Below are 25,208 nucleotides of genomic sequence, written 5' to 3'. Positions count from 1 at the left end.
ATCCGCCAAGGCAGACCCCATCCGGCGCCCCGCGCCGCATCGGAAAGCGGCAGACGCGTGAGACACTTGCGCGATGGGATTCATCGCACCGTCCATCCTCCTTTATCTGCTGGCCACCTTCCTGCTCGTGCGCACGGTGGGCACCGATGTCGCCGGGCCCGGGCGCACCTGGCGCTGGCCGGCCCTGGCCGCCATCGCGCTGCATGCCGGCTACCACCTGTGGATTGCCTGGCAGACCCCGGGCGGCCCGGACATGCACTTCTTCTCCGCGCTCTCGCTGGTCGCCCTGGGCATGGCCGCGGTGACAACGGTGTTCGCCACCCGCAGCCGGATGGCCACCGTGGGCGTGGTCGCCTTTCCGCTGGCGGCCCTGATGCTGGCCGCCTACCACGCGTATGGGCATCGCCCCTCGCCGCCCTTGGACTGGCGCCTGCAACTGCATGCGTGGCTGGCGCTGCTGGCCTACGCCACCCTGGGCATTGCGGCGGTCCTGGCGATCATGCTGTGGGTACAGGAGCGCGCCCTGCGCCGGCGCGCCTTCAATGCCTGGCTGCGCGCGCTGCCGCCGCTGACCGAGCTGGAAACCCTGCTGTTCCGCACGATCACCGTGGGCTTCGTCCTGCTCACCGCCGTCCTGCTGACCGGCACGGTGTTCGTCGAAAACCTCTTCGCCCAGCACCTGATCCACAAGACGGTCCTCAGCGTACTGTCCTGGCTGGCCTTTGGCGGCCTGTTGCTGGGCCGCTGGCGCAGGGGCTGGCGCGGGGCCACGGCCGTGGGCTGGACCCTGACCGCCATGGCCCTGCTGGTGCTCGCCTTTTTCGGCAGCAAGGCGGTGCTGGAACTGATCCTGCATCGCACCGTGGGAAGCTGACCGTTCTGTCAGCAGAATGCCGCGACGCGTCATTCCATTGCTGAAACAATATTTGCATTGACAAATATTTCGTGTGCGCGGATCATGCCGCGCCATGAAGCGCCGTCCCGTCATCTGCACACCGGCCAGCGGCTCCTCGCTGGGCTTACTGATCCGCCAGGTCCGCGATGGAATCTGGGCGGTCCTGGAGAAGGAACTGGCCCAGACCGGCCACGACCTGACCTTCAGCCAGTTCATCACCATCAAGAAGCTCGCTGATGGCATGGCGAGCGTGACCGACCTGGCCCGCGTGGCTGAAGTCCATCCCGGCGCCATGACCCGCCTGCTTGACCGCCTGGAAGCCCGCGGCCTGGTCGTGCGCCAGGCCGACCCCGGCGATCGCCGCGCCCTGCACATCCATCTGACGGACGCGGGCGTGGGCATCTGGAAAGACATCCAGCAGTGCGGGGAGCGCGTGCTCGAACGCGCAACGGCCGGCATGACCGAGGCCGAATCCAGCGAACTGATGCGCCTGCTCGAGCAGGCACGCGACAACCTTACCTCCGAGATCGATTGACCATGTCCACGCCCGTCTCCACGCGCCTGCCCGCCAGGCTTACCGTGTCGCTGGCCTGTGCGCTGGCCCTGGCCGGCTGCGCCAGCACGCATGGCCTGTCCACGACCGGCCAACCCATCGACGCCAATACCCTCAGCGCCAGCAAGTCCCTGGGCGATGCCGCCTACAGCAGCGCCGCCTTTCCCGACCAGCAGTGGTGGAAGGCCCTGGGCGACCCGCAGTTGGACAGCCTGATCGGCGAAGCCCTGCAGGGCAGCCCCTCGCTGACCGCCGCCGATGCCCGTCTGCGCCAGGCGCAGGCGCAGGTCGGCGCGGCCGATGCGGCGCGCAAGCCCACCCTGGACGCCACCGGCGAGTACAGCGGCGTGCAGTTGCCAAAGGGTCTGGTCGGCTCGGAGATCGGCGGCGACGTGATGTGGGCCAACGTCCTGATGCTCAACTTCAAGTGGGCGCCCGACCTGTGGGGCGGGCAGCGCGCGGCGTGGGAATCGGCCGTGGGCCAGGCCAAGGCGGCAGAGGTCGACGCGCAGGCCGCGCGCCTGACGCTTTCGGCCAACATCGCCCGCACTTACATCTCCCTGTCCGACGCGTTCGAGTTGCTGGATGTGGCCCAGCGCGAGCAGCAGCGCGCCAGTCACCTGCGCGCGTTGAGCCAGCAGCGTGTGGACGCCGGCTTGGACAACGATCTGCAGCTGCGCCAGGCCGAGAGCACGATCGCCGGCGCGCGCCAGCAGGCGCAGGCCGCGCAGCAGCGCATCGACGCGCTGCGTAACGCCCTGGCCGCGCTGCTGGGCAAGGGCCCGGACCGCGGTCTGTCCATCGCCCGGCCGCAATTGCTCCAGGCCCCCGCGCCGGCCGTCCCCGGCGTGCTGCCCAGCGAACTGCTGGGCCACCGCGCCGACGTGGTCGCCGCACGTTGGCGCGTGGAAGCCGCCAGCCGTGGCGTCGACGCCCGCAAGGCCGCCTTCAAGCCCAGCGTGAACCTCAGTGCGATCGTCGGCCTGGCCTCTTCCAGCCTGTCGGACCTGTTCGACAGCGATGCGGTGCTGGGCCTGGGCGGCCCGGCGATCAGCCTGCCGATCTTCGACGGCGGCCGTCTGCGCGCCAACCTGGACAACGCCGATGCCCAGTACGACCTGGCCGTGGCCAGCTACAACCAGAGCCTGGTCGGTGCCATGCATGAAGTCGCCGACGCGGTGCAGGCCGCCCGCTCGCTGGACGCGCAGACCCGCTCGGTGACCGAGGCCCGCGACGCCGCGCGCAAGGCTTATGACCTGGCCTCCAGCCGCTACAAGGCCGGGCTGGGCACCCAGCTGGACGTGCTCAACGCCCAGCGCCCACTGCTCCAGCTCGAACAGCAACTGGCCGGCCTGCAGGCCCAGCGCTACACCGCCGTGGTCGACCTCGACCAGGCGCTCGGTGGCGGCCTGCCGCTGACCGCCTCCTCTTCCACTATGACCGCCGAAACCACGCCATGAACACGCAGACCCAACCCTCCGCACCGGCCGGCGCCCAGCCGCCGAAGAAGAGCAACCGCAAGCGCGCCCTGCTGATCCTGCTGCTGGTGGTGATCGTCGCAGGCGCGGCCTGGCTGGCTTACGAACTGCTGTACGGCCGCTGGCATCAGGGCACCGACGACGCCTATGTCGACGGCAACATCGTCTCCATCGTCCCGCAGGCCACCGGCACGGTGGTGAGCATCGACGCCGACGACGGCATGAAGGTCGAAGCCGGCCAGGCGCTGGTCCACCTGGACCCCAACGACGCCCAGGTCGCCTACGACCAGGCCGTGGCCAACCTGGCCGGAACCGTGCGCCAGGTGCGCGGTCTGTTCAGCAACGTCCAGTCCGGCGAGTCCGACCTGCGCGCCCGCCAGGTCGCCGTCGAACAGGCCCGCGCCGACGTCAAGCGTCGCGAAGGCCTGGTCGCCACCGGCGCGGTCTCGCGCGAGGAACTGGCCCATGCCCGTGACGTGCTGGCCTCGGCCGAGGCGGCCCTGGGCGGTTCGCGTGGCAACCTGCAGCGCAGCCGCGCGCTGGTGGACTCCACCACGGTGAGCAAGACCCCGCAGGTGCAGGCTGCCGCCTCGCAGCTGCGCCAGGCCTATCTCAACCTGCAGCGCACCGCCATCGTCGCCCCGGTGTCCGGCTACGTGGCCCAGCGCCGCGTGCAGCTGGGCCAGCAGGTCCAGCCCGGCACCACGCTGATGACCATCGTCCCGATCGACCAGGTCTGGGTGGAAGCCAACTTCAAGGAAACCCAGCTGGGCAAGATGCGCATCGGCCAGCCGGTGGAAGTGCACGCCGACCTGTACGGCGGCGACGTCACCTATGAAGGCAAGGTCGACAGCCTGGGGCTGGGCACTGGCAGCGCGTTCTCGCTGTTGCCGGCGCAGAACGCCAGCGGCAACTGGATCAAGATCGTCCAGCGCGTGCCGGTCAAGATCACCCTGGATCCCAAGCAGTTGCGCGAGCACCCGCTGCGCATCGGCCTGAGCATGGACGTGAACGTCGACCTGCACGATCAGGACGGCACGGTGCTGGCCCCGGCGCGCGCGGCCAACGCCAAGCCGCTGATGACGACCTCGGCCTACGAGAAGCAACTGGCCGACGCCAACCAGGTGATCGAGTCAATCATCGAGCAGAACCTGCCCGACCAGGCCCAGGCCAAGAACTGAGACCCCGCTGATGTCCACCATCGCCGAAGACGCGGGCGGCCCACCGGCCGCCCCCAAGCCGGCGGCGGCCGCACCGTTCCGCCCGCCGAACATGGTGCTGGCCACGATCGGCCTGGCGCTTGCCTCGTTCATGCAAGTGCTCGACACCACCATCGCCAACGTGTCCCTGCCCACGATCTCGGGCAACCTGGGCGCCAGCGCCAACCAGGCCACGTGGGTAATCACCTCGTTCGCGGTGAGCAATGCGATCGCTCTGCCGCTGACCGGCTTCATGACCCGCCGCTTCGGTGAAGTGAAGCTGTTCACCTGGGCCACGCTGGCCTTCGTGATGGCCTCGTTCCTGTGCGGCATCGCCAACTCCATGGGACTGCTGGTCGTGGCGCGCGCGGTGCAGGGTTTTGTCGCCGGGCCAATGTATCCGGTGACCCAGGCGTTGCTGATCTCCATCTATCCACCGCAAAAACGCGGGCAAGCCATCGCCCTGCTGGCGATGGTGACGGTCGTGGCACCGATCGCCGGTCCGATCCTGGGCGGCTGGATCACCGACAACTACAGCTGGGAATGGATCTTCTTCATCAACATTCCCATCGGCATCTTCGCCAGCGTGGTCGTCGGACGCCAGCTCAAGGGTCGCCCCGAGCGCCTGGAAAAGCCCAAGATGGACTACATGGGCCTGGCCACGCTGATCCTGGGTGTGGGCGCGCTGCAGATCATGCTGGACTTGGGCAACGACGAAGACTGGTTCAACTCGACCAAGATCGTGTGGCTGACCATCGTGGCGGTGATCTCGCTGATCGTGTTCGTGATCTGGGAGATGACCGAGAAGGATCCGATCGTCAACCTGCGCCTGTTCCGCCACCGCAACTTCACCGCCGGCACGCTGGCGATGGTGTTCGGCTACGCGGCGTTCTTCGCCATCGGCCTGCTGGTGCCGCTGTGGTTGCAGCGCAACCTGGGCTATACGGCGCTCTGGGCGGGGTTTGCCTCGGCGCCACTGGGCATCCTGCCCGTGCTACTGACGCCCTTCGTAGGCAAGTACGCCCCACGCTTCGATCTGCGCATCCTGGCCAGCTTTGCCTTCTTCGTCATGGCCTCCACCAGCTTCCTGCGTTCTGGCTTCAACCTGGACGTCAACTTCGGGCGGGTGGCCGAGGTGCAGCTGATGCAAGGCCTGGGCGTGGCATTGTTCTTCATGCCGGTGCTGACCATCCTGCTATCGGACCTGGAGCCGCACGAAATCGCGGCCGGTTCTGGCCTTGCGACCTTCGTGCGCACCTTGGGCGGCAGCTTCGCCGCTTCGCTGACCACCTGGATCTGGAACCGGCGCATCACCATCCACCATGCCGAGTTGACCGAAAGCATCAACGCCTACGACCCTGGCATGCAGCAAACCGTCAGCCGTCTCGGCCACGGGGATTTGCAGACCGGCGCGGTCGCGCTGAACCAGATGATCAGCCAGCAGGCCGCGCAGATTGGCTTCAACGAGGTCTTCCACCTGCTGGGCTGGATCTTCCTGGGCATCATCGTGTTCGTCTGGCTGGCCAAGCCTCCGTTCGCGTCCAAGGCCGGTGGCGGCGCGGCGGCCGGCGGCCACTGAGCACGCGCAAGCACCAACGACACAGGGCCGCAGCGATGCGGCCCTGTGTCGTTGAAGTCACGGACAAGATTTCCTGTGGTCGTTTCCGTGAAGCTGGGAAGGACGGCTTCCTGATTGCCGAGCCAGGCGTCCCGCCTTGCGCTCACAGGATCCCGATCTCCTTCAGCCAGTGCTCCACCAGCCGCGGCCACATCTGCACGACCGGATGTCCGGAGGGACGCAGGCCAAAGGCATGGCCGCCCTTGGCGAACAGGTGGACTTCGGCGGGCACGCCGGCCTGATCCAGCGCGCGTGCATAGAGGGTGCTGTTGCAGATGTCATCGACCGGATCATCCCAGTCCTGCACCAGGAAGGTCGGCGTGGTGCGCGCGGTGACCTTGAAGCCAGGCGCGAACCTGCCGTCGCGGCACAGATGCCCCGGATACGCCGCGATCGCAAAATCGGGACGGCTGCTGAGCCTGTCGGCCGCATCCACGGCCGCATAGCTCGGCGTGAAGACATTGCTGGTCTGCGCCACCAGGTAGCCGCCGGCCGAGAAGCCCATCACGCCGACCTTGTCCGGATCGACGTGCCACTGCGCCGCATGTGCGCGCACCAGGCGGATGGTGCGCTGTGCGTCCTGCAGGGCGAACGGCGTCTTGGGCGTGAGCGCGCAGTTGCAGTCCTTGTCGTAGTGGTGGTTGCCACCGGGGACCCGGTACTTGGACAGGATGCAGGTCATGCCGCGGGAGGTGATCCAGTCGCAGATCTCGGTGCCTTCCAGGGTGATGGCCAGCATCACGAATCCCCCGCCGGGAAAGACCACCACGGCCGCGCCGGTGTTGCGCCCTTTCGGCGGGTAGACCGTCATGGTGGGGACGCTGACATCGTAAACGCCCTGCGAGACGGTCCCCGAGAGCGCGCCCGGCGTGGCCCGTGTCAGCACGCGCTCGGGCTTGCGCGTGGTCTCTTCCGGATCCGGCGCGGCATGCGGCCAGATGGGCAGCTGCGTCGTGCCCGCGGGCGCCTGCCATCCCTCGACACGTGCGACTTCTTTCGGGGAGGGATCGGGCGGCGCGGCCAACGCCGCACGGCCGGACAAGCCAAAGACAACCGCTGCGCATACAACGCCATACACAATCCGATGCATGTTCCGACGCCTTCCGAATGAGAAAAAAGTCGGCGCTATAGTCTGATCCGCCCCGTACGCGCGCAAAGGATGTTATCTCTTGGCAGCTTCAAGAAGATCTCATGTCCCGATGGGCCCGGCGGTGTCCTTGAACGCGTTGAAGGCCTTCGAAAGCGCGGCGCGGCATCTGTCCTTCACCCTGGCCGCCGACGAACTCTCGGTCACGCCCGCAGCCATCAGCCACCAGGTCAAGTCGCTCGAAGACCGACTCGGCGTGCGCCTGTTCCGGCGCACCTCCAAGGGCCTGGTCATCACCGACGAAGGCCTGGCGCTGGTGCCGACGTTGAACGACACCTTCGCGCGCCTGGGCCGACTGCTGGAACAGTTCGAGCACGGGCACCGGCGCGAGGTGCTGACCGTCAGCGTGGTGGGCACCTTCGCGATGGGATGGCTGTTGCCGCGCCTGCGCGATTTCGAAGCGCAGCATCCGTTGATCGACCTGCGTCTGCTCACCAACAACAACCGCGTGGACGTGGCGGGCGAAAGCTTGGACTTCGCGATCCGCTTCGGCGACGGCGCCTGGCATGGGCTGCACGCCGAGCACCTGCTCGACGCGCCGCTTTCGCCAGTGTGCTCACCCACGATGGCGGCGCGGTTGAGGACACCTGCGGACCTGAAGGACGTGCCGCTGCTGCGTTCCTACCGGCCGCAGGACTGGCCGGCCTGGTTCCAGGCCGCCGGTTGCGCCCCGGCCTCGCCGCGCGGCCCCGTCTTCGACGCGTCGACGCTGATGGCGCTGGCCGCTATCGACGGACATGGCGTTGCGCTGGTGCCGCCCGGCATGTTCGCGCGTGAGATCGAAAGCGGGCACCTGGTCCAGCCGTTTCCCGTCGGCGTCAGCGCCGGCGCGTACTGGCTGGCGATGCTGAAGAGCCGTCCGGTCACCCCGGCGATGTCGGCATTCAGAAGATGGCTGCTGGCGCAGCGCCCCGAAACGTAGCGCGGCGGCAGCCTAGCGCAGCAGCACGATCTCCTCGGCGCTGGTCGGATGGATGGCCACCGTGTCGTGCAGGTCGTCCAGGGTGGCTCCCAATTTCACCGCCACGGCGAAACCCTGCAGGATCTCGTCGGCGCTCTCCCCCATCAGGTGCACACCGACCACGCGCCGCTCCGGCCCCACACAGACCAGCTTGAACAGGCTGTGCTGAGACTCGTCGGCCAGGGCCGAGAGCATCGGCCGGAAGGTCGTGGAAAACACCTGCACCGCATCGTCGCCGTGCTCGGCCCTGGCTTCCTTTTCACTGAGACCGACACTGCCCATCGGCGGATGCGAGAACACCACGCTGGGTACGTTGGCGTAGTCCAACCGGGCTTCGGGCTGCCCGCCGAAGAGCCGATCCATCAGCCGGCGCGCGGCGGCGATCGCCACCGGCGTCAGGTCCACGCCCAGCGCGGTGACATCCCCGATGGCATGAATATCCTGAACACTGGTGTCCTGGCGCGCATCGACCTCCACATGCCCCGTCGGTCCGGTGCGCACCCCGACCCGCTCCAGGCCCAGCCCCGCCGTGTTGGGCGTCCGCCCGGTCGCGAAGATGACGCAGTCATATGGCGCCGGCATCCGGCCAGTGCCAGTCATCACATCGACCGCATCGCCACCCGCACGCTCCAGCGCAGTCACCTCGGTCTCGAAGAACAGGCGGATGCCGCTCTGGCGCAGGTTCTCGGCAAGCTGCAGGCTCAAAGCACGCTCGAAGCTCTGCAGCAGGCACGGCCCGCGTACGAAGAGTTCCACCTGACTGCCCAGCGCCTGCAGCACGCCGGCCAGTTCCACCGCGACATAGCCACCGCCGATGATCGCAACGCGCTCTGGCGCCGCGCACAGGTTGAAGAAGCCATCGGAGTCGATCCCCAGCTCCGCGCCAGGAATGGCAGGCCGGTGCGGACGCCCGCCGGTCGCAATCAATACGTGGCGTCCCTTGAGGTCCAGCCCGTCCTCGCAGTGCACCCCACCGGGCACCAGCGTGCCCCGCGTGGGGATGCGCATGATCCCGGACTTCTCCAGTCGCCGGCGATAGCTGTCGTGGATGCCGGCGATATAGCGCTGGCGATGGACGATGAATTCCTGCCAGTCGAGGGCTTCGGACTGGACCTTGAATCCAAGGGTGGCGGCCTTCTCGATGTGCCGGCCAATTTCCGCGGCCAACCACATGGCCTTCTTCGGCACACAGCCGACATTGACGCAGGTCCCCCCCAGTTCGCCTGGCTCCAGAATCGCCACGCTGGCGCCGTATTCGGCGGCACGGAAGGCACCGGCCAGCCCGCCAGAGCCACCTCCGATCACGATCAGGTCATAGGTGTCGTCTTGCGTCATGCCGAACCGCTCCAATGCAGGGAAAAGACGCACCGCGCCATCGCGCCGGTGCCGGTCGATTCTCCCGCAAGACGCGTCAAGGCGTCTTCCGCGCGTCAGGCCGGCGTGCCGGCCAGCCGGCCTGACGCAGCCCGGCGGCTCCGTAGGTGATCCGGCGCAGGAGCCATTCCGCGGGCCCCGGCCAACCACGTCGCGCCCACCAGCGGCTCGCCAGCAGTTGCATGCCAAACAGGGCCACGGCAAACGGAAGCTGCCATCGACGCGCCAGGCCGAACATCCCCAGGCCCGCCCCGTAGAACACCCAGGTGCACACCAACGACTGCAGCAGGTAGTTGCTCAGCGCTAGCCGTCCCGCCGCAGCCAGCCATGTCGCCAGGCGCGTGGGGCGGACGGCGAACCCCGCCATGCACCATCCGATATAGCCCAGGCAACAGGGCAGCGCGGCCGCCGACGCCAGCGCCGCGGCCAGGAACACGCCCGGATCGGTGCGCCCCGGATCAAGCCATGGCGAGAGCATCACCGACAGTCCCATCATCGCCAGCCCCAGCGGCAGCGCGCCGTAACGCATCCAGGCCAAGGCGCGGCGATAGTCCGCCGGTCGCGCTACCACCCTGTGCAACCAGGCCCCGACCAGGAACAGGCCGAACACCTGCAAGCCATTGAGCGGCAGGGCTTGCAGAGTCTGGACAAAGTCTCGTAACCGCTGCGCGACGGCAGTCAGATAACCACCGTGCCCATAGACCCGGACCTGCATGGCGGCGAGCGATTGCACGTGCGCGGCCTGGGCCTGCACCGCCGGCTGCCACGCCGGATCTCCCGATAGCCACGGATGGGCCATGCCCACCGCCAGAGACAGGCCCGCCGGCGCAAGAAACAGCAACACGCCGATCCAGGCCAGCAGCCCGCCCAGCACTTCGCCGAAGGCCAGCAGGGCGAACCCGCAGAGCGCATAGGTCACCAGGATGTCGCCGGACCACACCAGCAGCGCATGGGCCAATCCGATCCCCAGCAGCCCGGCGCAGCGACGCAGCCACACCGGTCCCAATGCCCACCCCTCGCGTTCGGCGCGCGCCTGCATCACCGCGAACCCGGCGCCGAACAAAAGCGAGAACAAGGCGATGAACTTGCCCTGCACCAGGACATAGATCGCCGCGTCGACCCAGTGATCCAGCCCGCGCAAGGCCGGGTCGACGCCGCTGGCCATCGTGGCGGGCGGCCCGGCCATCCCCTCCAGGTTCATCAACAAGATGCCCAGCAAGGCCAGTCCGCGCAGCGCGTCCATCGCCGGCACGCGTGCAGTCCCGGTCAGCGGCGCTGCGAGACGTGTGTTGTCAGCGCGCGCGGTCATGGGCAGCCCGCAAACGAAGACGGCCCGCAGGATGCGGGCCGCCAGGTGCATCGCGGGGATGCAGATCAGTGATGGTGACCACCGTCACCGTGGACGTGGCCGTGCTCGAGCTCCTCGGGCGAGGCCTCACGCACTTCCACCACCTCCACGTCGAAGTGCAGGTCCTTGCCCGCCATCGGATGGTTGAGGTCGACGTCGACCACGCTCATGCCCACCTTCTGGATGGTGACCGCGCGCGGTCCGAAGTTGGTCTGCAGGACCACCTGCTGGCCGACGCTGAGCTTCTGCCCGCCGAAGTGCTTCTTGGGCACGCGCTGGCTCAGGCCGTCGCGCTTCTCGCCGTAGGCCTCCGCCGCAGCGACATCCACGCCGAAACTCTCGCCGGCTTCCTTGTCCATCATCGCGTTCTCCAGGCCCGGGATGATGTTGCCGTGGCCAATGAGGATCGCCAGCGGCTCGCGGTCCTTGGAGCTTTCCAGCGGCTCGGAGCCAACCTCGGAAACGGTGTAGTGGAAACGCACGACGCTGTCTTTGGCGATTTTCATTGAAAACTCTTGGATGGGCCGCGATCGCGGCGGGGAGCGGCTTGTGTGCCGCAGGAGGCGCGGTCAACATGACTGCGATGAAGACCGCCCATTATCCCGGCTCGCCCCGGCGCTTGCCAGCCATGCCATTGGCCTTGGCCGGCGCCATCGCCCTGGCCGTGCTGCTGGCCGGGTGCGGCAGCAACCGCGCCGTTGTCCGCCAGCCTCCTCCGTCCACGTCGGGCAAGTCCTGGCCCACCGTCAAGGTCAACGATCCGGCCGCGGTCAACAACGTCCTGATGCGCGCCCTGGGGCTGGTCGGCACCCCGTATCGCTATGGGGGCAACACGCCCGAGTCCGGCTTCGACTGCAGCGGCCTGGTGAACTATGTCTACCGACAGATGCTCGACCTGCGCCTGCCGCGGACGTCCCGAGAGCTGGCCCAGGTCCAGGGCCCCAAGATCGCCGAAGACCGGCTGGCACCTGCCGACCTGGTCTTCTTTGGCAGTCGCGGAAACGTCAGCCACGTCGGCATCTATGTGGGCGAAGGCCGGTTCGTGCACGCCCCGAGTACCGGAGGCACCGTCCGCCTGGATATGCTCGATGGACCCTACTGGCGCGACCACTACACCGGCGCGCGCCGCGTTGTTAACTAGGCGTGATAGCTAGAAATGTGACAGAAATCACTTAGAGATTCGCATTTTTATAACGGAGTTTGAACATTTTCACCCCGGTCTAACGGCAAACTCCAGTTTCCGCCGCGAAACCTTCACCTGCCCGTGACGATCGACGACCTGCCGACAGGCCTGCCGCTCACCACCCGTCGACTCCGTCGAGGTCCGCTTTCCCTCCTGATCCTGGCCCTGCTGGGCGCATCCGGATCGGTGATGGCACAGGAAGCCGCCCCTGCCCCGCAGGCCGCAGCCGAAGCACCCACGGCGAACGATTCCTCCTCCTCCGTGATCCTGACCAGCCCGGTGGCCACCACCGTGGCGACGGGCGTGCCGACCGTGTTGTCGGATGCGGCCCGGGCCTCCACCCCGGCCGGCCAGCCGATCCAGACCGGCGCCGCACCGGCGGTCGCGCTCGCCGCCGCCGCAAGCGCGCCAGCGGCGGCGGTTGCCCCGACGGCGGTCGCCGCCACCGTCAGCAGCCCGAGTCTGCGCGACAAGGCCACCGAGGCCGCCGCCGCCACGCTCACCGCCCTGCTGCCGCGACTGGCCGCGACCGATACCGTCCCGGTCATGGACCGCTCGGCCATGCTGGCCGGCGACCTGAGCCGACTGCTCAGCAATTACAACCTGACCGGCGCGGCTGCCGCCCACGACAGCGAAGTGGGCAAGGTCCAGAGCGTCCTGCAGCGCGCACTGACGCTGCTGGGTACCCCGTACCGCTGGGGTGGCAGCGATCCGGACAGTGGGCTGGATTGCAGCGGTCTGGTCAGCTATGTCTTCCGCACCGCGCTGGGCATCGATCTGCCGCGCGTCTCGCGGGACATGGCCGCCAACGACAACGCCGAACTGATCAAGAGCCGCGATGAGCTGCGCCAGGGCGACCTGGTGTTCTTCGGCCGTCGCGGTCGCGTCAACCACGTCGGAATCTACGTGGGCGAAGGCCGCTTCCTGCACTCGCCCAGCGCCGGCAAGGACGTGCGCGTGGACAGCCTCACGTCCGGCTACTGGGCCAGCCGCTTCGTCCAGGCGCGCCGGGTCGCGATGTAAGTCGCCACCTCCTTCATCTCGTGAAAAAGCCGGCGCATGCGCCGGCTTTTTCGTATCCAGACGCGCGCCGGCACCTCGATCATGCCGAGGAGGCATGGAAGGCGGCGACGGTCTGCTCGATCCCCTTGCTCAGCTCCATCACCTTGGTCGCGTATTCGGCCAGGCGATGGTCCTCGTCACTGGTCGGCGTCCACGATGGCACGGCGGTCGGCCTGCCCTCGGCCTGGTCCATGGCCACGAACACGATCACGCAGTGGGTACACAGGCGGCTGGCCGACTGTCCGTCGTCCAGCCCCAGGTCACGCGCGCGCACGTCCACCGCAAAATGCATGCTGCTGGTGCCGGTGTGCACCAGCTTGGCGGTGACGGTCACCAGGTCGCCAATCCGGATCGGCGCCACGAAGCGGATGCCCCCCACTGCGACGGTGACGCTGTAGTGGCCGCTCCAGCCGACTGCAGCGGCATAGCCGACCTGGTCGATCCAGCGCATCACCACGCCGCCGTGGACCTTGCCGCCATAGTTGACGTCCTTGGGCTCGGCCAGGAATCGAAACGTCAGTTCACGCTGTTCGCCGCGCATGCGGGCTCCTCTGTAATGGCCGGGCACGCAGTCCGGATAGGGGAAGAGACGGCATGTGCCGCTGGACCGCAGGATAGCGGCTTGCGGCCGCGCGGACTTTCGCGCCATCCTTCCGGCTTCCCACTCAATGGAATGAATGTGTGATGCGAACCATGGCAGGGATCGCGGCCGGCCTGCTGACGGCGGCCCTTCTCCTCGCAGGCGCGTGCTACGGCTACGTGTTGCTGTACCGGTTGCCTGCGAGCCCGGATTTCTATTCGGTCTTCAATCTCTCGCGCTACGCGCTGGATGCGCCGCGCGAGGCGCTGGCCTGCCTGATCGGAGGCAGCGCACTGGCCGGCCTGGCCGGTGGCTGGGTGGCCGCGGCGGTCTCGCGCATCCACCGCGCAATGGCCGCCTTCAGCGTCGGGGCCGCAGTCATGGCCGCGGCGATCGGCCTGGCCGCCTTCATCCCCTTCCCGGCCTGGCTGACGGTGAGCTGCCTGTTGCTGCCGATGCCGCTGGCGGTGGTAGGCATCCGCCTGGCGATCCCCCGCCTGGAAGTCTGAGCGGGCCGCGTCCCGGGCAGGCGAGCGGCGGGGATCAGCGCTCGACCGCCTCCTCGACCCCGACATTGGTCGAGGCCGCCTCGTAGACCTGCTTGTCCAGCAGGCCGGTCTCGCGGGCGACCAGGGTCGGCACCAGCATCTGGCCGGTGACGTTGGTCAACGTGCGCATCATGTCGAGCACGCGGTCGATGGCGTAGAGATAGCCGATGGTTTCCAGCGGCAGTCCAGCGGCGGTCAGGACCACCGTGGCCATCACCACCGCCGTGCCTGGCACCCCGGCGGTGCCGAAGCTCCCCAGCACCGAGGCGATCAGCACCACGAAATACTGGTTGCCGGTCAGCGGCACGCCCGTGTACTGGCTGATGAACAAGGCACACAGCGCCGGGTAGATCGCCCCGCAGCCGTCCATCTTGATGCTGGCCCCCAGCGGCACGGCAAAGGACGCATAGTCCTTGTTGACGCCCAGGTTGTGGGCGATCGAGCGGATCGCCACCGGCATGGCGGCAAAGCTGGACGAACTGACAAAAGCCACCTGCATGCCCGGCGCCGCGCCGCGGAAGAACTTCAGCGGGTTGAGCCCGTGCAGTAGCAGCAGCCCGCCGTAGACCACCACGATGTGCAGGAGGCAGGCGATGTACAGGGCCATGACGAAGTTGCCCAGCGGCAGCAGCTTCTCGAAGCCGTAGGCGCCCACCAGCGCGGCGATCAGGCCGAAGGTGCCGATCGGGGTGACTTCCAGCACGAAGCGCGTCACCTGGATCATGATCTCGCTCATCTGCGCGGTGACCTTGCGCGCCTCGGCCACCCGGTCGCCCAGCTTGACCATGGCAAAGCCCAGCAGGGCGGCGAAGAAGATCACCGGCAGGATCGAGCCGCGCCCGGCGGCCAGCACGGTCTCACCGGCCGCGTTGGTCCGGGTGCCGATACCCGTCAGTGCGAAGAACGGGTTGGAGGGCACCACGTCCAGCAGCACCTTGACCGGGCTGGGCACGTCGCGCGGCTTCCACGCCGAATCGATGCCGATGCTCAGCGCGCCGCTGCCCGGTTGCATCACCGTGCCCACCAGCAGGCCCACGCCCACCGCCAGACAGGCGGTGACGACGAACCAACCGAAGGTGCGCGCGCCCAGGGCGGCGATGGACTTCTGTCCGCTCAGTGCCGAGATCGCGTTGATGACCGCGAAGAACACCAACGGGATCGCGATCATCTTGATCAAGGTGACGTACAGGTCGCCCAGCGGACCGAACCAGACTTCCGCGTTAGGGCCGAACGCCCAACCCGCCAACGCGCCGAGCACGAACCCGGCCACCACCCGTTGCCAGAACGGGATCTTCAGCCATGCCTGTACCAGTTTCATCGCGCGCGCCTCGCCCCGGGGAATCGATCGCGGACAATAGCCGAGCCAGCCGCCACTGGCGACGCCCACCGTGGAACCCGGCGGGCCAGCAGCGGGACATCGACGCCTGGCACCGCCGTCGGGATCGTCATGTTGCTGTTGTCTGGGCTCGGCATACTCGGCGGCTGCCCCTTTCGACCGGATCCCCTTGCATGCGCGTGCCCCGCTGCCTCGCCCTGGCCCTCTCCACCACCCTGGCCGCTGGATGCGCCACCGCAACCGGGCCCAAGGCCACGCCCGTGGCGGCGATCGACGTTCCCCAGGTCGCCCACCCGCAGGGCGAGACCCCGCAATGGTGGTACCGCAGCGGCGCGGCGCGCGCGGCGGGCAACGGCGCCATGGCCGGCCAGGCGCGCAACGTGATTCTGTTCCTGGGCGATGGCATGAGCCTGACCACCGTGGCCGCCGCGCGCATCCTGGAGGGCCAGCGCAAGGGCGGCAGCGGCGAGGAGAACGCGCTGAGCTGGGAAGGCTTCCCGGCCACCGCCCTGAGCAAGACCTACAACGTCGATTCGCAGACGCCCGATTCGGCCGGGACCATGACCGCGATCATGACCGGGGTAAAAACGCACATGGGCGCCATCGGCGTCAGTGCCGGCCAGCGCACCGACTGCGCCGACAGCCAGGCCAAGCATCTGTTGAGCTGGATGGAACTGGCCGACAGTGCCGGGCTGGCCACCGGCATCGTCACCACCGCGCGCCTGACCCACGCCACCCCGGCCGCCACCTACGCCCACAGCCCGGAGCGCAACTGGGAAAGCGACGCCGACCTGACCCCCGAAGCCCGCGCCGCCGGCTGCCAGGACATCGCCCAGCAGTTGCTGGGCGACGCACGCTTCGGCCACGGCCCGACCGTCGCGCTGGGTGGTGGACGCAGCGAATTCCAGCCGGCCACCGAGCGCGACCCGGAATACGACGACAAGGTCGGCCTGCGCCTGGACGGACGCGACCTGGTGGCCGAGTGGAAGCAGGCCCACCCCGGCGGCGCCTACGTCTGGAATACCCGCCAGCTCGAGGCCGCCCAGGACGCGCCGGCGCTGCTGGGCCTGTTCGAACCGGACCACATGCAGTTCGACCACGATCGCAATCGCACGCCGGGCGGCGAGCCCAACCTGGCCGAACTGACCACCACCGCGATCCGCGCCCTCTCGCGCAAGCCGGAAGGCTTCGTGCTGATGGTCGAAGGCGGCCGCATCGACCACGCCAACCATTACGGCAACGCCTTCCGCGCGCTGGACGAGACCATAGCCCTGTCCGATGCGGTGCGCGCCGCCGTGCAGACCGCACCGGCCGACACCCTGATCATCGTCACCGCCGACCACTCGCATTCGCTCAACTTCGTCGGCTATCCGGTGCGCGGCAATCCGATCCTGGGCAAGGTGCGCGGCATCTCCGGCGAGGATGGCGATCGCAGTCAGCTGGCGCGCGACCAGACCGGACTGCCCTACACCACCCTCAGCTATGCCAACGGCCCCGGCTATCCCGGGCAGAGCAACACCCAGCACGCCGGCCCGAAGACCTTCCTGCACGAGCCGGCCGACGTGCAGCCCTCCGCCGGCCGCCCGGACCTGACCGATGTGGACACCGAAGCGCCGGACTACCTGCAGGAATCCATGGTCCCCACCAAATCCGAGACCCATGGCGGCGACGATGTCGGCATCTGGGCCACCGGCCCGGGCAGCCTGGCCGTGCACGGCACGGTCGAGCAGAACACGCTCTATCACCTGATCGTGCAGGCCACCCCGCGCCTGCGCGCGCGCCTGTGCCAGGCCGGCACCTGCAACGCCGACGGCGTCCCGGTGGAACTGCCCCGGCCGGCCGCGTTCGAAAAGGACTGAGGACCAGACGCGGCGCCGCAAGCACCGGCGCCGACGATCAGAACGGCTTGGCCAGCACCAGGTAGACGATCACCACCAGCGCGATCACCGGCACCTCGTTGAACCAACGCAGGGCCCTGCCCGATGGCAGGGCCTTGCCCTTGGCCACGCCCTTGAGCCAGCGGCCGGTGACGATGTAGTGCGCCAGGATCAGCACCACCAGGCCCAGCTTGGCGTGCAGCCAGCCGCCGCGGCCACCGACCATGGTCGGGAAGTCCGGGATCAGGTGATAGCCCAGCCACAGCACCAGGCCCAGGACCAATGCCAGCCCGAACATCGCATGGCCGAAGCGGTACAGCCGCCGCCCCATCAACTGCAGGCGCGCCTGCACCTCGGGCTGGCCGGCGCTCTCGGCCAGGTTGACCAGGATGCGGGGCAGGTAGAACACCGCCGCCATCCACGCGATGACGAACAACAGGTGGAAGGTCTTCACCCAGAGATAGGCCTGCATCGAATCGGACTCCGTGGCGCGCGGCGTGGCAACAAGGCCATCATTGTCGCCCATCCCTTCCCGGCGACGCATCTTGGACAAGCAGTACGATCAGGCGTATTTCCAGCAGTGGTACCGGCGCGGCGACATCGGCGGTCCTGCGCGACTGGCGCGCAAGGTCGCCCTGGCCGTGGCCTGCGCCGAATACTGGCTGGAGCGCCCGGTGCGTACGGTCCTGGACATCGGCTGCGGCGAGGGGGCCTGGCGCGCGCCACTGCTGAAGCTGCGACCCAAGGCGCAGTATCTCGGGTTCGACAGCAGCGAATACGCGGTGCGGCGCCATGGCGCGCGACGCAACCTGCACCTGGCCGCCTTCGGCGATTTCCAGTGGCTGCGCCCGTGCGCGCCGGTGGATCTGCTGGTCTGCGCCGACGTGCTGCACTACGTGCCCGATGCGGAACTCAAGCGCGGCCTGCCCGGACTGGCCGAGTTGTGCGGCGGGGTCGCGTTCCTGGAAACCTTCACCGCACAGGACGATTTCGAGGGCGACCACGTCGACTTCAAGGCGCGTACCGCGGCCTGGTACCGACGCCAGTTGGACCGCGTGAGGATGCGTCCGGCGGGTTCGCACTGCTGGCTGGGGCCTGACCTGGCGCCGCAGGCCGCTGCACTGGAAACCACGGCCTGACAAGCCCCCGACGAACGGAAAGCCGAATTCACGTCAAAATATTCAAACTCCGTTATGCTGCGCCGCGCCAACCGCCTGTTCTGTAACGGTTTCTATAATTATGATGCTTTACCAGTGGCACGAGATGGGCCGGCAATGGATGGCCCCGTGGGTTCACCTGGCCGATGCCAGCTCTCGCATCTTCTCCGATCCGAACAGTTGGTTGTCCAACCTGCCCGGGGCCGAACGCATCTCGGCCTACAACGAGTTGATGCATCGGCTGGGCAAGGACTATGAGAAGCCCGCCTGGGACATCCCCGAGGTCGAGGCCGAAGGTCGGCACGTGCCGGTCATTGAGCAGGAAGTCCTCGCCAATCCGTTCTGTCGGCTGCTGCGCTTCAAGCGCTACACCGACGACCAGGCCTACATCGAAAAGCTCAAGGTCCAGCCGACCGTGCTGGTCGTGGCGCCCCTGTCCGGTCACCATGCCACCCTGCTGCGCGACACCGTGCGCACCCTGCTGCGCGACCACAAGGTCTATGTGACCGAATGGATCGATGCGCGCCTGGTACCCGAGGACGCCGGCAGCTTTGGCCTGGACGACTACGTGGCCTACATCCAGCAGTTCATCCGCCACATCGGCGCCGAGCAATTGCACGTGATGAGCGTGTGCCAGCCGACCGTGCCGGTCCTGGCCGCGGTCTCGCTGATGGCCGCAGCCGGCGAGGCCACGCCGCGCTCGCTGGTGATGATGGGCGGGCCGATCGATGCGCGCGTCAGTCCCACCCAGGTCAACGACCTGGCCACGCGCAACCCGCTGTCGTGGTTCGAAAACAACGTCATCCATACCGTGCCGCAGAACTATCCGGGGCACGGCCGCGCCGTCTACCCGGGGTTCCTGCAGCACGCCGGCTTCATTGCAATGAATCCCAATCGCCACTTCATGTCGCACTGGGATTTCTACGCCGACCTGGTCAAGGGTGATCTGGACGACGCCGATGCGCACCGGCGTTTCTACGACGAATACAACGCCGTGCTGGACATGCCGGCCGAGTTCTACCTTGACACCATCCGCGTGGTGTTCCAGGAGTTCCTGCTGCCGCGTGGCGAATGGATCATCGATGGGCAGCGTGTCGATCCCAGCGCGATCAAGCGCACCGCACTGCTGAGCATCGAAGGCGAACTGGACGACATCGCCGGTCTGGGCCAGACCGAGGCGGCCCACGCGCTGTGCACCGGCATCCCCAAGGCCCGGCGCAAGCATCTAACGGTGAAGGGGGCCGGCCATTACGGCATCTTCAGCGGCCGGCGCTGGCGCGAAGAGGTCTACCCGGACGTCAAGGCGTTCTTCGCCAAGTACAAGTGAGGCAGGAGTGAGTGGAGAGGAGTGAGGAGAGTGAAGAAGCAACGCCTTCGCTCACGCCTCATCGCCCTGAGCTCACTTCTTGGATCACATCTGCGACCGGCCGGATCTCCGGTTGAAGAGCGCCTCGGCCACGAGCAAGTTCGGAATCCAGCACAGCCACGCGATCACGGAATAGCAGGTCTCGAACGGAATGCCGCTGGCGATCGACAGCGGCAGGTAGATCCGCAGGGTCACGGCTGCGAAGGTCAGCGCGAAGTTGCGCACCACCCACTTGCGATGCGCTGCCACATCGCCTTCGCGGATGGCCCGGAATGCTCGCAGTCCCGTGTAAAGCCAGATCGACGCTAGGCCGGCGAATCCAAACTTCGCCGTGAGCCCGCCGAAAGCAAGCGTTGCCATGTACAGGCCAGACAACCCGCCCAACGCAACGCCGACTCCCAGGTACACGCGACCAAGCCAGCGATGCACCCGCCGATGCCGCTGCCGAAACCTAGAAGAAAACTGGAGCGGACCCGTCAACAGCGCGAGCGACGAAGCGAACACGTGGGTATAGATCCCCACCGGGTGCGCATGAAACGTCAGTCGCATGCCGGGATGGACGAGCGCCCCCAGCGGCAACAGGGCGTACGCAAGGGTGGCGTAACCGGCGACGCCCAAGGCCAGCACACAGAGCGCAACTCTGCCGATGGTTTTCACCACGTGATCCATTCCCTTGAATTGATTCCTGCACCGGGAACGCCGGCGGACGACCGTGAACAGCCGGCTGAGCGTGGAAAGCTGGAGTGAGCGTGAAGCAGTAAGACCTGAGCAAAGGCATCGCTTCGCCACTCACTCCCCACTCCGTCACGCTCACTCCCCGCTTCAGACCACCGGCGAACGCACCAGCAGCTGCTTGGCCAACCAGCCGTGCAGCTGGCCGATGCCGCGTGCAACGTGCAGGGTGACGAACAACAGCACCAGGCCCAGCAGGCACACCAGCGGGATGGCCCACGCATTGCTGACCGTGACGCTGACGCCGTCGACCCAGACATGCGAGTCGTCCCAGAAATACAGCAGCGGCGTGGCCAGCATGCTCAGCGATGCCGACAGCAGCGTCATGGCCACGCTGAAATACACCACGCCAAGCGGCAGCATCAGCAACAGGTACAGCATGGTGCTCCAGGTGCGCGGGTCGGTGAACATGTCGCCGATGCGCGACAGCCACGGTCGGTCGCGCTGGGTGTACAGCGGGCGACGCGGCATGCGCTGGCCCAGCAGGGCTTCCACGATGCGTCCTTCGACCAGCGACAGCACCCGGATCGAGCCGAAGAACAGCACCAGCAACGGCAAGCCGATGATCAGGATCAGGGTGCCCACCGAGAGGGACGCGCCAGTGACCACCCAGGTGAAATAGAACGTGCCGGTGATCAGCGACAGCAACATGTAGAACAGCGCACCGTAGGTCCGTGGATCGGCCGCCACGCCGAAAAACCTGCCAATCGACGAGCGCCGTTTCGGTGGCGGCGGGGCACGCAGTGCGCGGTTCACCGTCACCTCGGTCTCGCGGTAGATCTCGGCCACTTCCTCCGGTGCGCCGTAGCTGCCGGCGACCGAGGCGATCACTTCGGCCTCGGTGCGGCCGGCCTGCTCGGCCAGCTCCGAGCGCAGGTATTCCTCGGCGTCGTAAAGCGCGTCCTGGATCATGGCCGGGTCGGCGCCCTTGAGCGCCGCGCGCAGTTGGGTCAGGTATTCGGGAATGGTGGTGGGCAGGCCTTGAGCGTTCATGCGGAAGTCCCCCTCAGGACGGAATCGACGGAATCGCGGGTGGCACGCCAGGCGGCGGCCCATTGCGCCAGGGCCTCTTGCCCCAGCGGCGTGATGCGGTAATAGCGGCGCGGGGGCCCGGAGGCCGATGGCTCGACATGGCTGTCCAGCAGGCTGGCGGCCTCCAGGTTGCGCAGGACCGGATACAGCGCGCTCTGCTTGCCGGCCAGCACGCCCTGCCCCACCTGCTCCAGGCGCTTGGCGATCAGGTAGCCATACAAGGGCTCGTCGGCCTGGGCCAGCACGGCCAGCAGGGCCAACGAGACCGTGCCGGCGCTGAGCTCCTTCTGAAATTTCCGCAGCTGGTTGTCTGCGTCGCCCATGACCGGCTCCCGCACTAGGTTGAACACGATACTAGTGCGAAGTCCGGTATAGCGGATGTGCCGGTCGTCACCCCCCTTCGTGACCTTGCCGTGTTCACGCAGCCGAGCGCAGGATTGCCGCCATGAGTGTGCTGCCCACGTCGTCCTCGCCCTCCCTGCCCCAGCCCGCACCCAACACGCCAGGCAATCCGGCCTGCGTCATCACCTGCGCGTCCTATGACTGCGACGGCAAGCGCAGCAACCTGACGCTGGACCAGATCAGTGAAGTGCTGGCCAATGACGACGGCTCGTTCGTCTGGGTGGGCCTGTACGAGCCGCAAGAAGAGGTGCTGCTCAAGCTGCAGGAGGAATTCGGCCTGCATGACCTGGCCATCGAGGACGCCGGCAAGGCGCACCAGCGGCCCAAGCTGGAGGCCTACGGCAACTCGCTGTTTCTGGCCATGCACACCGTGCAGGTCATCGAGGAGAAGATCCGCTACGGCGAGACCCAGGCCTTCCTCGGGCCGCGCTACCTCATTACCGTGCGCCACGGCGCCTCGCTGTCCTACACCCCGGCCCGCCTGCGCATCGAGCGCGAGCCCGAACTGCTGGCCATGGGCCCGGCCTACTGCCTGTACACGGTGCTGGACTTCATCGTGGACAACTACATGCCGATCATCGAACAGGCGCGCGACGCCCTGTTTTCGCTGGAGCGCGACATCTTCTCGGAGACCTACAAGGGCGCGGTCGTGCGGCGCCTCTACGACCTCAAGCGCGAGCTGACCCTGATGCGCGTGGCGGTGGGCCCGCTGCAGGACGTGCTGGCCCACCTGATGCGCACCCAGAGCGCGCTGGTGCCAGAGGAGATCCGCCTGTACCTGCGTGACGTCCACGACCACGCGCTGCGCGTCAACGACGGCATCGACACCTTGCGCGAGATGCTGGGCACCGCGCTCAGCGTCAACCTCTCGCTGGTCACGCTGGGCCAGGGCGAAACGGTCAAGCGCCTGGGTGCCTGGGCCGCACTGCTGGCCGCGCCCACCCTGATGACCAGTTGGTATGGCATGAACTTTCAGAACATGCCCGAGCTGCATGCGCGCTTCGGCTATCCCGGACTGATCGGCGCCATGGCCGTGGTGTGCGTGGTGCTCTACGTGTTGTTCAAGCGCGCGCGCTGGCTCTGAGCTGTTTGCGTGACGCGGGCTGCGCCTTACTACCAAAGTAGGTGGTGTGATCGGGCGCACATGCATTGACGCTTGTGCACTGCAGGGTGACCCTTTCCACAAGGGGAAAGCCCGCATCCTCGTCGCACCTGCGACACCACGATGCGGCCGCTCTCCGCGTTCCGCATGACCGGCACGGCTGCGCCACCGGCCATGGCCCTCCATCCGAGTTCGAGGATCCCCTCGCGATGAAATACCTTCTCCTGCTGCCGTTCTTTGGCCTGCTGTGGGTGCCCTTCTACAACAAGGAGCTCCCGGTCCTTTTCGACCTGCCGTTCTTCTACTGGTACCAGTTCCTTTGGATCCCGGTGACCTCGCTGATCACCTGGCTGGTCTATCGCCACGAATACAAGACCCACGGGGAAGAATGATGCAGGCGCCTACTATCCACTGGACGGCACTGGCCGTCTTCGCGTTCTTCTTCGTGCTGGTCACGGTGATGGGGTTCTGGGCTTCGCGCTGGCAGCGCGGCAGCGGCGAGGCCCACCTGGACGAATGGGGCCTGGGCGGCCGCAAGTTCGGCACCTGGATCACCTGGTTCCTGGTCGGCGGCGACTTCTATACCGCCTACACCGTCATCGCCGTGCCGGCCCTGGTGTATGCAGTCGGTGCCTATGGCTTCTTCGCCCTGCCCTACACGATCCTGGTCTATCCGATCGTCTTCACCTTGATGCCCAAGCTGTGGAAGGAAGCCCACAAGCACGGGCATGTGACCGCCGGCGACGTGGTCTGGGGCCGCTACAAGTCCCGGCCGCTCGAACTGATGGTCGCCCTGACCGGCGTGGTCGCCACGATGCCCTACATCGCCCTGCAGCTGGTCGGCATGGAAGTGGTGATTAAGGCGCTGGGGTTGACCGGTGAATTTCCGCTGGCCGCCGCCTTCATCATCCTGGCGCTGTATACGTACTCGGCCGGCCTGCGCGCGCCGGCACTGATCGCCTTCGTCAAGGACCTGATGATCTACATCGTGGTCCTGGTCGCGGTCGTCCTGGTACCGATCAAGCTCGGCGGCTACGAGAACGTGTTCAACATCGCCCGCGATGCCTACGCGGCCAAACCGGCAACCCCGCCCAGCGGCCTGATCCTGCAGGGCCCTCAGTTCCTGCCCTACGCCACCTTGGCCCTGGGATCGGCGCTGGCGGCCTTCATGTATCCGCATACGCTGACCGGCATCTTCGCGGCCAAGAGTGCCAACACGATCCGCAAGAACGCGATCTTCCTGCCGGCCTACACCGTGCTGCTGGGCCTGATCGCGCTGCTGGGCTACATGGCCTACGCCGCCAACGTGCAGGTGGAGAGCAACAACGACGTGGTGCCGGCGCTGTTCAACTCGCTGTTCCCGCAGTGGTTCGTGGGCTTCGCCTTCGCCGCCATCGCCATCGGCGCACTGGTTCCGGCCGCGGTGATGTCCATCGGCGCTTCCAACCTGTTCACCCGCAACTTCTGGAAGGCTTATGTCAATCCGCAGGTCACGCCTGCCGGCGAGGCCAAGGTCGCCAAGATCGTCTCGCTGCTGGTCAAGGTGGGCGCGCTGGTGGTGATCCTGTTCCTGCCGACCAAGTTCGCGCTGGACCTGCAGCTGCTGGGCGGCGTGTGGATCGTGCAGACCCTGCCCTCCATGGCCTTCGGCCTGTGGTGGCGCTGGTTCCGGGCACCGGCGCTGCTGACCGGCCTTGTCGTCGGCCTGGGCGTGGGCTCGTACCTGGCCATCGCCGACGGCGTCAAACCCGTGCACACCCTGATCTTTGGCGATACCGGCTACACGGTCTACACCGGGCTGCTGGCGCTGGTGATCAACATCGTGGTCACGGTGGTCGTGCAGGCCATCCACAACATGGTCAGCAAGCCGCAGCCGCTGGCCAAGATGGACTGACGAGTCAGCCGCGGTCCTAAGCCGCCATGCGAAAACGACGAAGGGCGAGGTGCAGACCTCGCCCTTCGCTTTTGCGAAACATCGAACGCGTCGGCGCAACCCGACGGGAAGCCTCATCGGTCTGCGCCGCGAGGCAGAGGCGGCACGCGTCAGGCCGCCTCTCTCACTTCCGATCCGACGCCAGCTTGCGCATCGCGCCTCAGTGGCCTTCAGAGCGATGACGGACGTCCCCTTCCAAGAACGACGCTGCGGGAGGACTCGATGGCGACCGCATCGCGAGCACCGAATCGACATCGGCAAGTGCCGCGCTCTGCGTATGCCTGAAACGACGCGGCCGGACACAGGGTGTGCCCGGCCGCGCCGC

Annotated in this window: 24 protein-coding genes and 1 pseudogene; 15 read left to right on the top strand and 10 right to left on the bottom strand. The window is 67.3% G+C overall.

Going from position 1 to position 25,208, the window contains the following annotated elements; all coding sequences use genetic code 11:
- Window positions 1–73: 73 nt before the first annotated feature.
- From ccsA to PJ250_RS14155, 5 genes are all read left to right on the top strand, one after another.
- Complete coding sequence (gene ccsA, locus PJ250_RS14175) at window positions 74–874, top strand: cytochrome C assembly family protein (protein ID WP_271645219.1); 801 nt, start codon at window positions 74–76, stop codon at window positions 872–874.
- Window positions 875–968: 94 nt separating this feature from the next.
- Entirely contained in the window at window positions 969–1,430 is a 462-nt protein-coding gene (locus PJ250_RS14170; RefSeq protein ID WP_271645218.1) for a MarR family winged helix-turn-helix transcriptional regulator, read from the top strand.
- Window positions 1,431–1,432: 2 nt separating this feature from the next.
- Entirely contained in the window at window positions 1,433–2,908 is a 1,476-nt protein-coding gene (locus tag PJ250_RS14165; protein ID WP_271645217.1) for an efflux transporter outer membrane subunit, read from the top strand.
- Complete coding sequence (locus tag PJ250_RS14160; RefSeq protein ID WP_271645216.1) at window positions 2,905–4,107, top strand: HlyD family secretion protein; 1,203 nt, start codon at window positions 2,905–2,907, stop codon at window positions 4,105–4,107. Before PJ250_RS14165 ends, PJ250_RS14160 begins: the two co-directional genes overlap by 4 nt.
- Window positions 4,108–4,117: 10 nt before the next feature.
- Entirely contained in the window at window positions 4,118–5,704 is a 1,587-nt protein-coding gene (locus PJ250_RS14155) for a DHA2 family efflux MFS transporter permease subunit (RefSeq protein ID WP_271645215.1), read from the top strand.
- 142 nt (window positions 5,705–5,846) lie between these two features.
- Here PJ250_RS14155 and PJ250_RS14150 read toward each other — a convergent pair whose 3' ends face one another.
- On the bottom strand, window positions 5,847–6,833 hold the full coding sequence (locus PJ250_RS14150; protein WP_271645214.1) for an alpha/beta hydrolase: 987 nt from the start codon (window positions 6,831–6,833) through the stop codon (window positions 5,847–5,849).
- Between the two features lie 109 nt (window positions 6,834–6,942).
- On the opposite strand from PJ250_RS14150, the gene PJ250_RS14145 reads away from it, so the two are divergent.
- Window positions 6,943–7,812, top strand: a complete 870-nt coding sequence (locus PJ250_RS14145) for a LysR family transcriptional regulator (protein ID WP_271648658.1) — start codon at window positions 6,943–6,945, stop codon at window positions 7,810–7,812.
- Window positions 7,813–7,824: 12 nt separating this feature from the next.
- Here the strand turns inward: PJ250_RS14145 and gorA are convergent, their stop codons facing one another.
- The 3 genes from gorA to PJ250_RS14130 form a co-directional block, all read right to left on the bottom strand.
- Window positions 7,825–9,186, bottom strand: coding sequence for a glutathione-disulfide reductase (gorA, locus tag PJ250_RS14140; protein ID WP_271645213.1), 1,362 nt, complete (start codon window positions 9,184–9,186; stop codon window positions 7,825–7,827).
- Between the two features lie 76 nt (window positions 9,187–9,262).
- Window positions 9,263–10,534: a DUF418 domain-containing protein gene (locus PJ250_RS14135; RefSeq protein ID WP_271645212.1), complete on the bottom strand. Its 1,272-nt coding sequence runs from the start codon at window positions 10,532–10,534 to the stop codon at window positions 9,263–9,265.
- Between the two features lie 65 nt (window positions 10,535–10,599).
- A complete protein-coding gene (locus tag PJ250_RS14130; protein WP_271645211.1) occupies window positions 10,600–11,079 on the bottom strand; it encodes an FKBP-type peptidyl-prolyl cis-trans isomerase in 480 nt (159 codons plus the stop codon).
- A gap of 77 nt (window positions 11,080–11,156) precedes the next feature.
- On the opposite strand from PJ250_RS14130, the gene PJ250_RS14125 reads away from it, so the two are divergent.
- A complete protein-coding gene (locus PJ250_RS14125; RefSeq protein ID WP_271648657.1) occupies window positions 11,157–11,714 on the top strand; it encodes a C40 family peptidase in 558 nt (185 codons plus the stop codon).
- Between the two features lie 231 nt (window positions 11,715–11,945).
- Window positions 11,946–12,779: a C40 family peptidase gene (locus tag PJ250_RS14120; RefSeq protein ID WP_271648656.1), complete on the top strand. Its 834-nt coding sequence runs from the start codon at window positions 11,946–11,948 to the stop codon at window positions 12,777–12,779.
- Between the two features lie 79 nt (window positions 12,780–12,858).
- Here the strand turns inward: PJ250_RS14120 and PJ250_RS14115 are convergent, their stop codons facing one another.
- Window positions 12,859–13,359, bottom strand: a complete 501-nt coding sequence (locus PJ250_RS14115; RefSeq protein WP_271645210.1) for an acyl-CoA thioesterase — start codon at window positions 13,357–13,359, stop codon at window positions 12,859–12,861.
- A gap of 143 nt (window positions 13,360–13,502) precedes the next feature.
- Between PJ250_RS14115 and PJ250_RS14110 the strand changes: the two genes are divergently transcribed.
- Window positions 13,503–13,907 (top strand): hypothetical protein, encoded by a 405-nt coding sequence (locus PJ250_RS14110; RefSeq protein ID WP_271645209.1) that lies wholly within the window; start codon window positions 13,503–13,505, stop codon window positions 13,905–13,907.
- Window positions 13,908–13,941: 34 nt separating this feature from the next.
- Here PJ250_RS14110 and PJ250_RS14105 read toward each other — a convergent pair whose 3' ends face one another.
- Window positions 13,942–15,264: a dicarboxylate/amino acid:cation symporter gene (locus PJ250_RS14105; protein ID WP_271645208.1), complete on the bottom strand. Its 1,323-nt coding sequence runs from the start codon at window positions 15,262–15,264 to the stop codon at window positions 13,942–13,944.
- Window positions 15,265–15,455: 191 nt separating this feature from the next.
- Between PJ250_RS14105 and PJ250_RS14100 the strand changes: the two genes are divergently transcribed.
- Window positions 15,456–17,141, top strand: coding sequence for an alkaline phosphatase family protein (locus PJ250_RS14100; protein WP_271645207.1), 1,686 nt, complete (start codon window positions 15,456–15,458; stop codon window positions 17,139–17,141).
- A gap of 37 nt (window positions 17,142–17,178) precedes the next feature.
- On the opposite strand, the gene PJ250_RS14095 is transcribed toward PJ250_RS14100, so the two are convergent.
- Entirely contained in the window at window positions 17,179–17,631 is a 453-nt protein-coding gene (locus PJ250_RS14095; RefSeq protein WP_271645206.1) for a CopD family protein, read from the bottom strand.
- Window positions 17,632–17,704: 73 nt separating this feature from the next.
- Here PJ250_RS14095 and PJ250_RS14090 point away from each other — a divergent pair, with 73 nt between their 5' ends.
- Both PJ250_RS14090 and phaZ read left to right on the top strand, forming a co-directional pair.
- On the top strand, window positions 17,705–18,298 hold the full coding sequence (locus tag PJ250_RS14090; RefSeq protein WP_271645205.1) for a class I SAM-dependent DNA methyltransferase: 594 nt from the start codon (window positions 17,705–17,707) through the stop codon (window positions 18,296–18,298).
- Between the two features lie 103 nt (window positions 18,299–18,401).
- Window positions 18,402–19,637, top strand: a pseudogene (phaZ, locus tag PJ250_RS14085) (polyhydroxyalkanoate depolymerase); the annotation flags it as partial.
- A 90-nt stretch (window positions 19,638–19,727) separates the two neighbouring features.
- On the opposite strand, the gene PJ250_RS14080 reads toward phaZ, so the two are convergent.
- The 3 genes from PJ250_RS14080 to PJ250_RS14070 form a co-directional block, all read right to left on the bottom strand.
- Window positions 19,728–20,339, bottom strand: coding sequence for a DUF2306 domain-containing protein (locus tag PJ250_RS14080; RefSeq protein ID WP_271645204.1), 612 nt, complete (start codon window positions 20,337–20,339; stop codon window positions 19,728–19,730).
- A 165-nt stretch (window positions 20,340–20,504) separates the two neighbouring features.
- A complete protein-coding gene (locus PJ250_RS14075; protein ID WP_271645203.1) occupies window positions 20,505–21,407 on the bottom strand; it encodes a sensor domain-containing protein in 903 nt (300 codons plus the stop codon).
- Complete coding sequence (locus tag PJ250_RS14070) at window positions 21,404–21,769, bottom strand: PadR family transcriptional regulator (RefSeq protein WP_271645202.1); 366 nt, start codon at window positions 21,767–21,769, stop codon at window positions 21,404–21,406. Before PJ250_RS14070 ends, PJ250_RS14075 begins: the two co-directional genes overlap by 4 nt.
- A 122-nt stretch (window positions 21,770–21,891) precedes the next feature.
- Here PJ250_RS14070 and corA point away from each other — a divergent pair, with 122 nt between their 5' ends.
- From corA to PJ250_RS14055, 3 genes are all read left to right on the top strand, one after another.
- A complete protein-coding gene (corA, locus tag PJ250_RS14065) occupies window positions 21,892–22,932 on the top strand; it encodes a magnesium/cobalt transporter CorA (protein WP_271645201.1) in 1,041 nt (346 codons plus the stop codon).
- A gap of 227 nt (window positions 22,933–23,159) precedes the next feature.
- Complete coding sequence (locus PJ250_RS14060; RefSeq protein ID WP_271645200.1) at window positions 23,160–23,342, top strand: DUF3311 domain-containing protein; 183 nt, start codon at window positions 23,160–23,162, stop codon at window positions 23,340–23,342.
- Window positions 23,342–24,844 (top strand): monocarboxylate uptake permease MctP, encoded by a 1,503-nt coding sequence (locus tag PJ250_RS14055; protein WP_271645199.1) that lies wholly within the window; start codon window positions 23,342–23,344, stop codon window positions 24,842–24,844. The genes PJ250_RS14060 and PJ250_RS14055 overlap by 1 nt, the downstream gene beginning before the upstream one ends.
- Window positions 24,845–25,208: the final 364 nt, after the last annotated feature.

This window comes from Pseudoxanthomonas sp. JBR18 (assembly GCF_028198165.1).
Classification (GTDB): Bacteria; Pseudomonadota; Gammaproteobacteria; order Xanthomonadales; family Xanthomonadaceae; genus Pseudoxanthomonas_A.
Note: the sequence above shows the minus strand (reverse complement) of the source record. Positions and strands in the feature narration are given on the sequence as shown.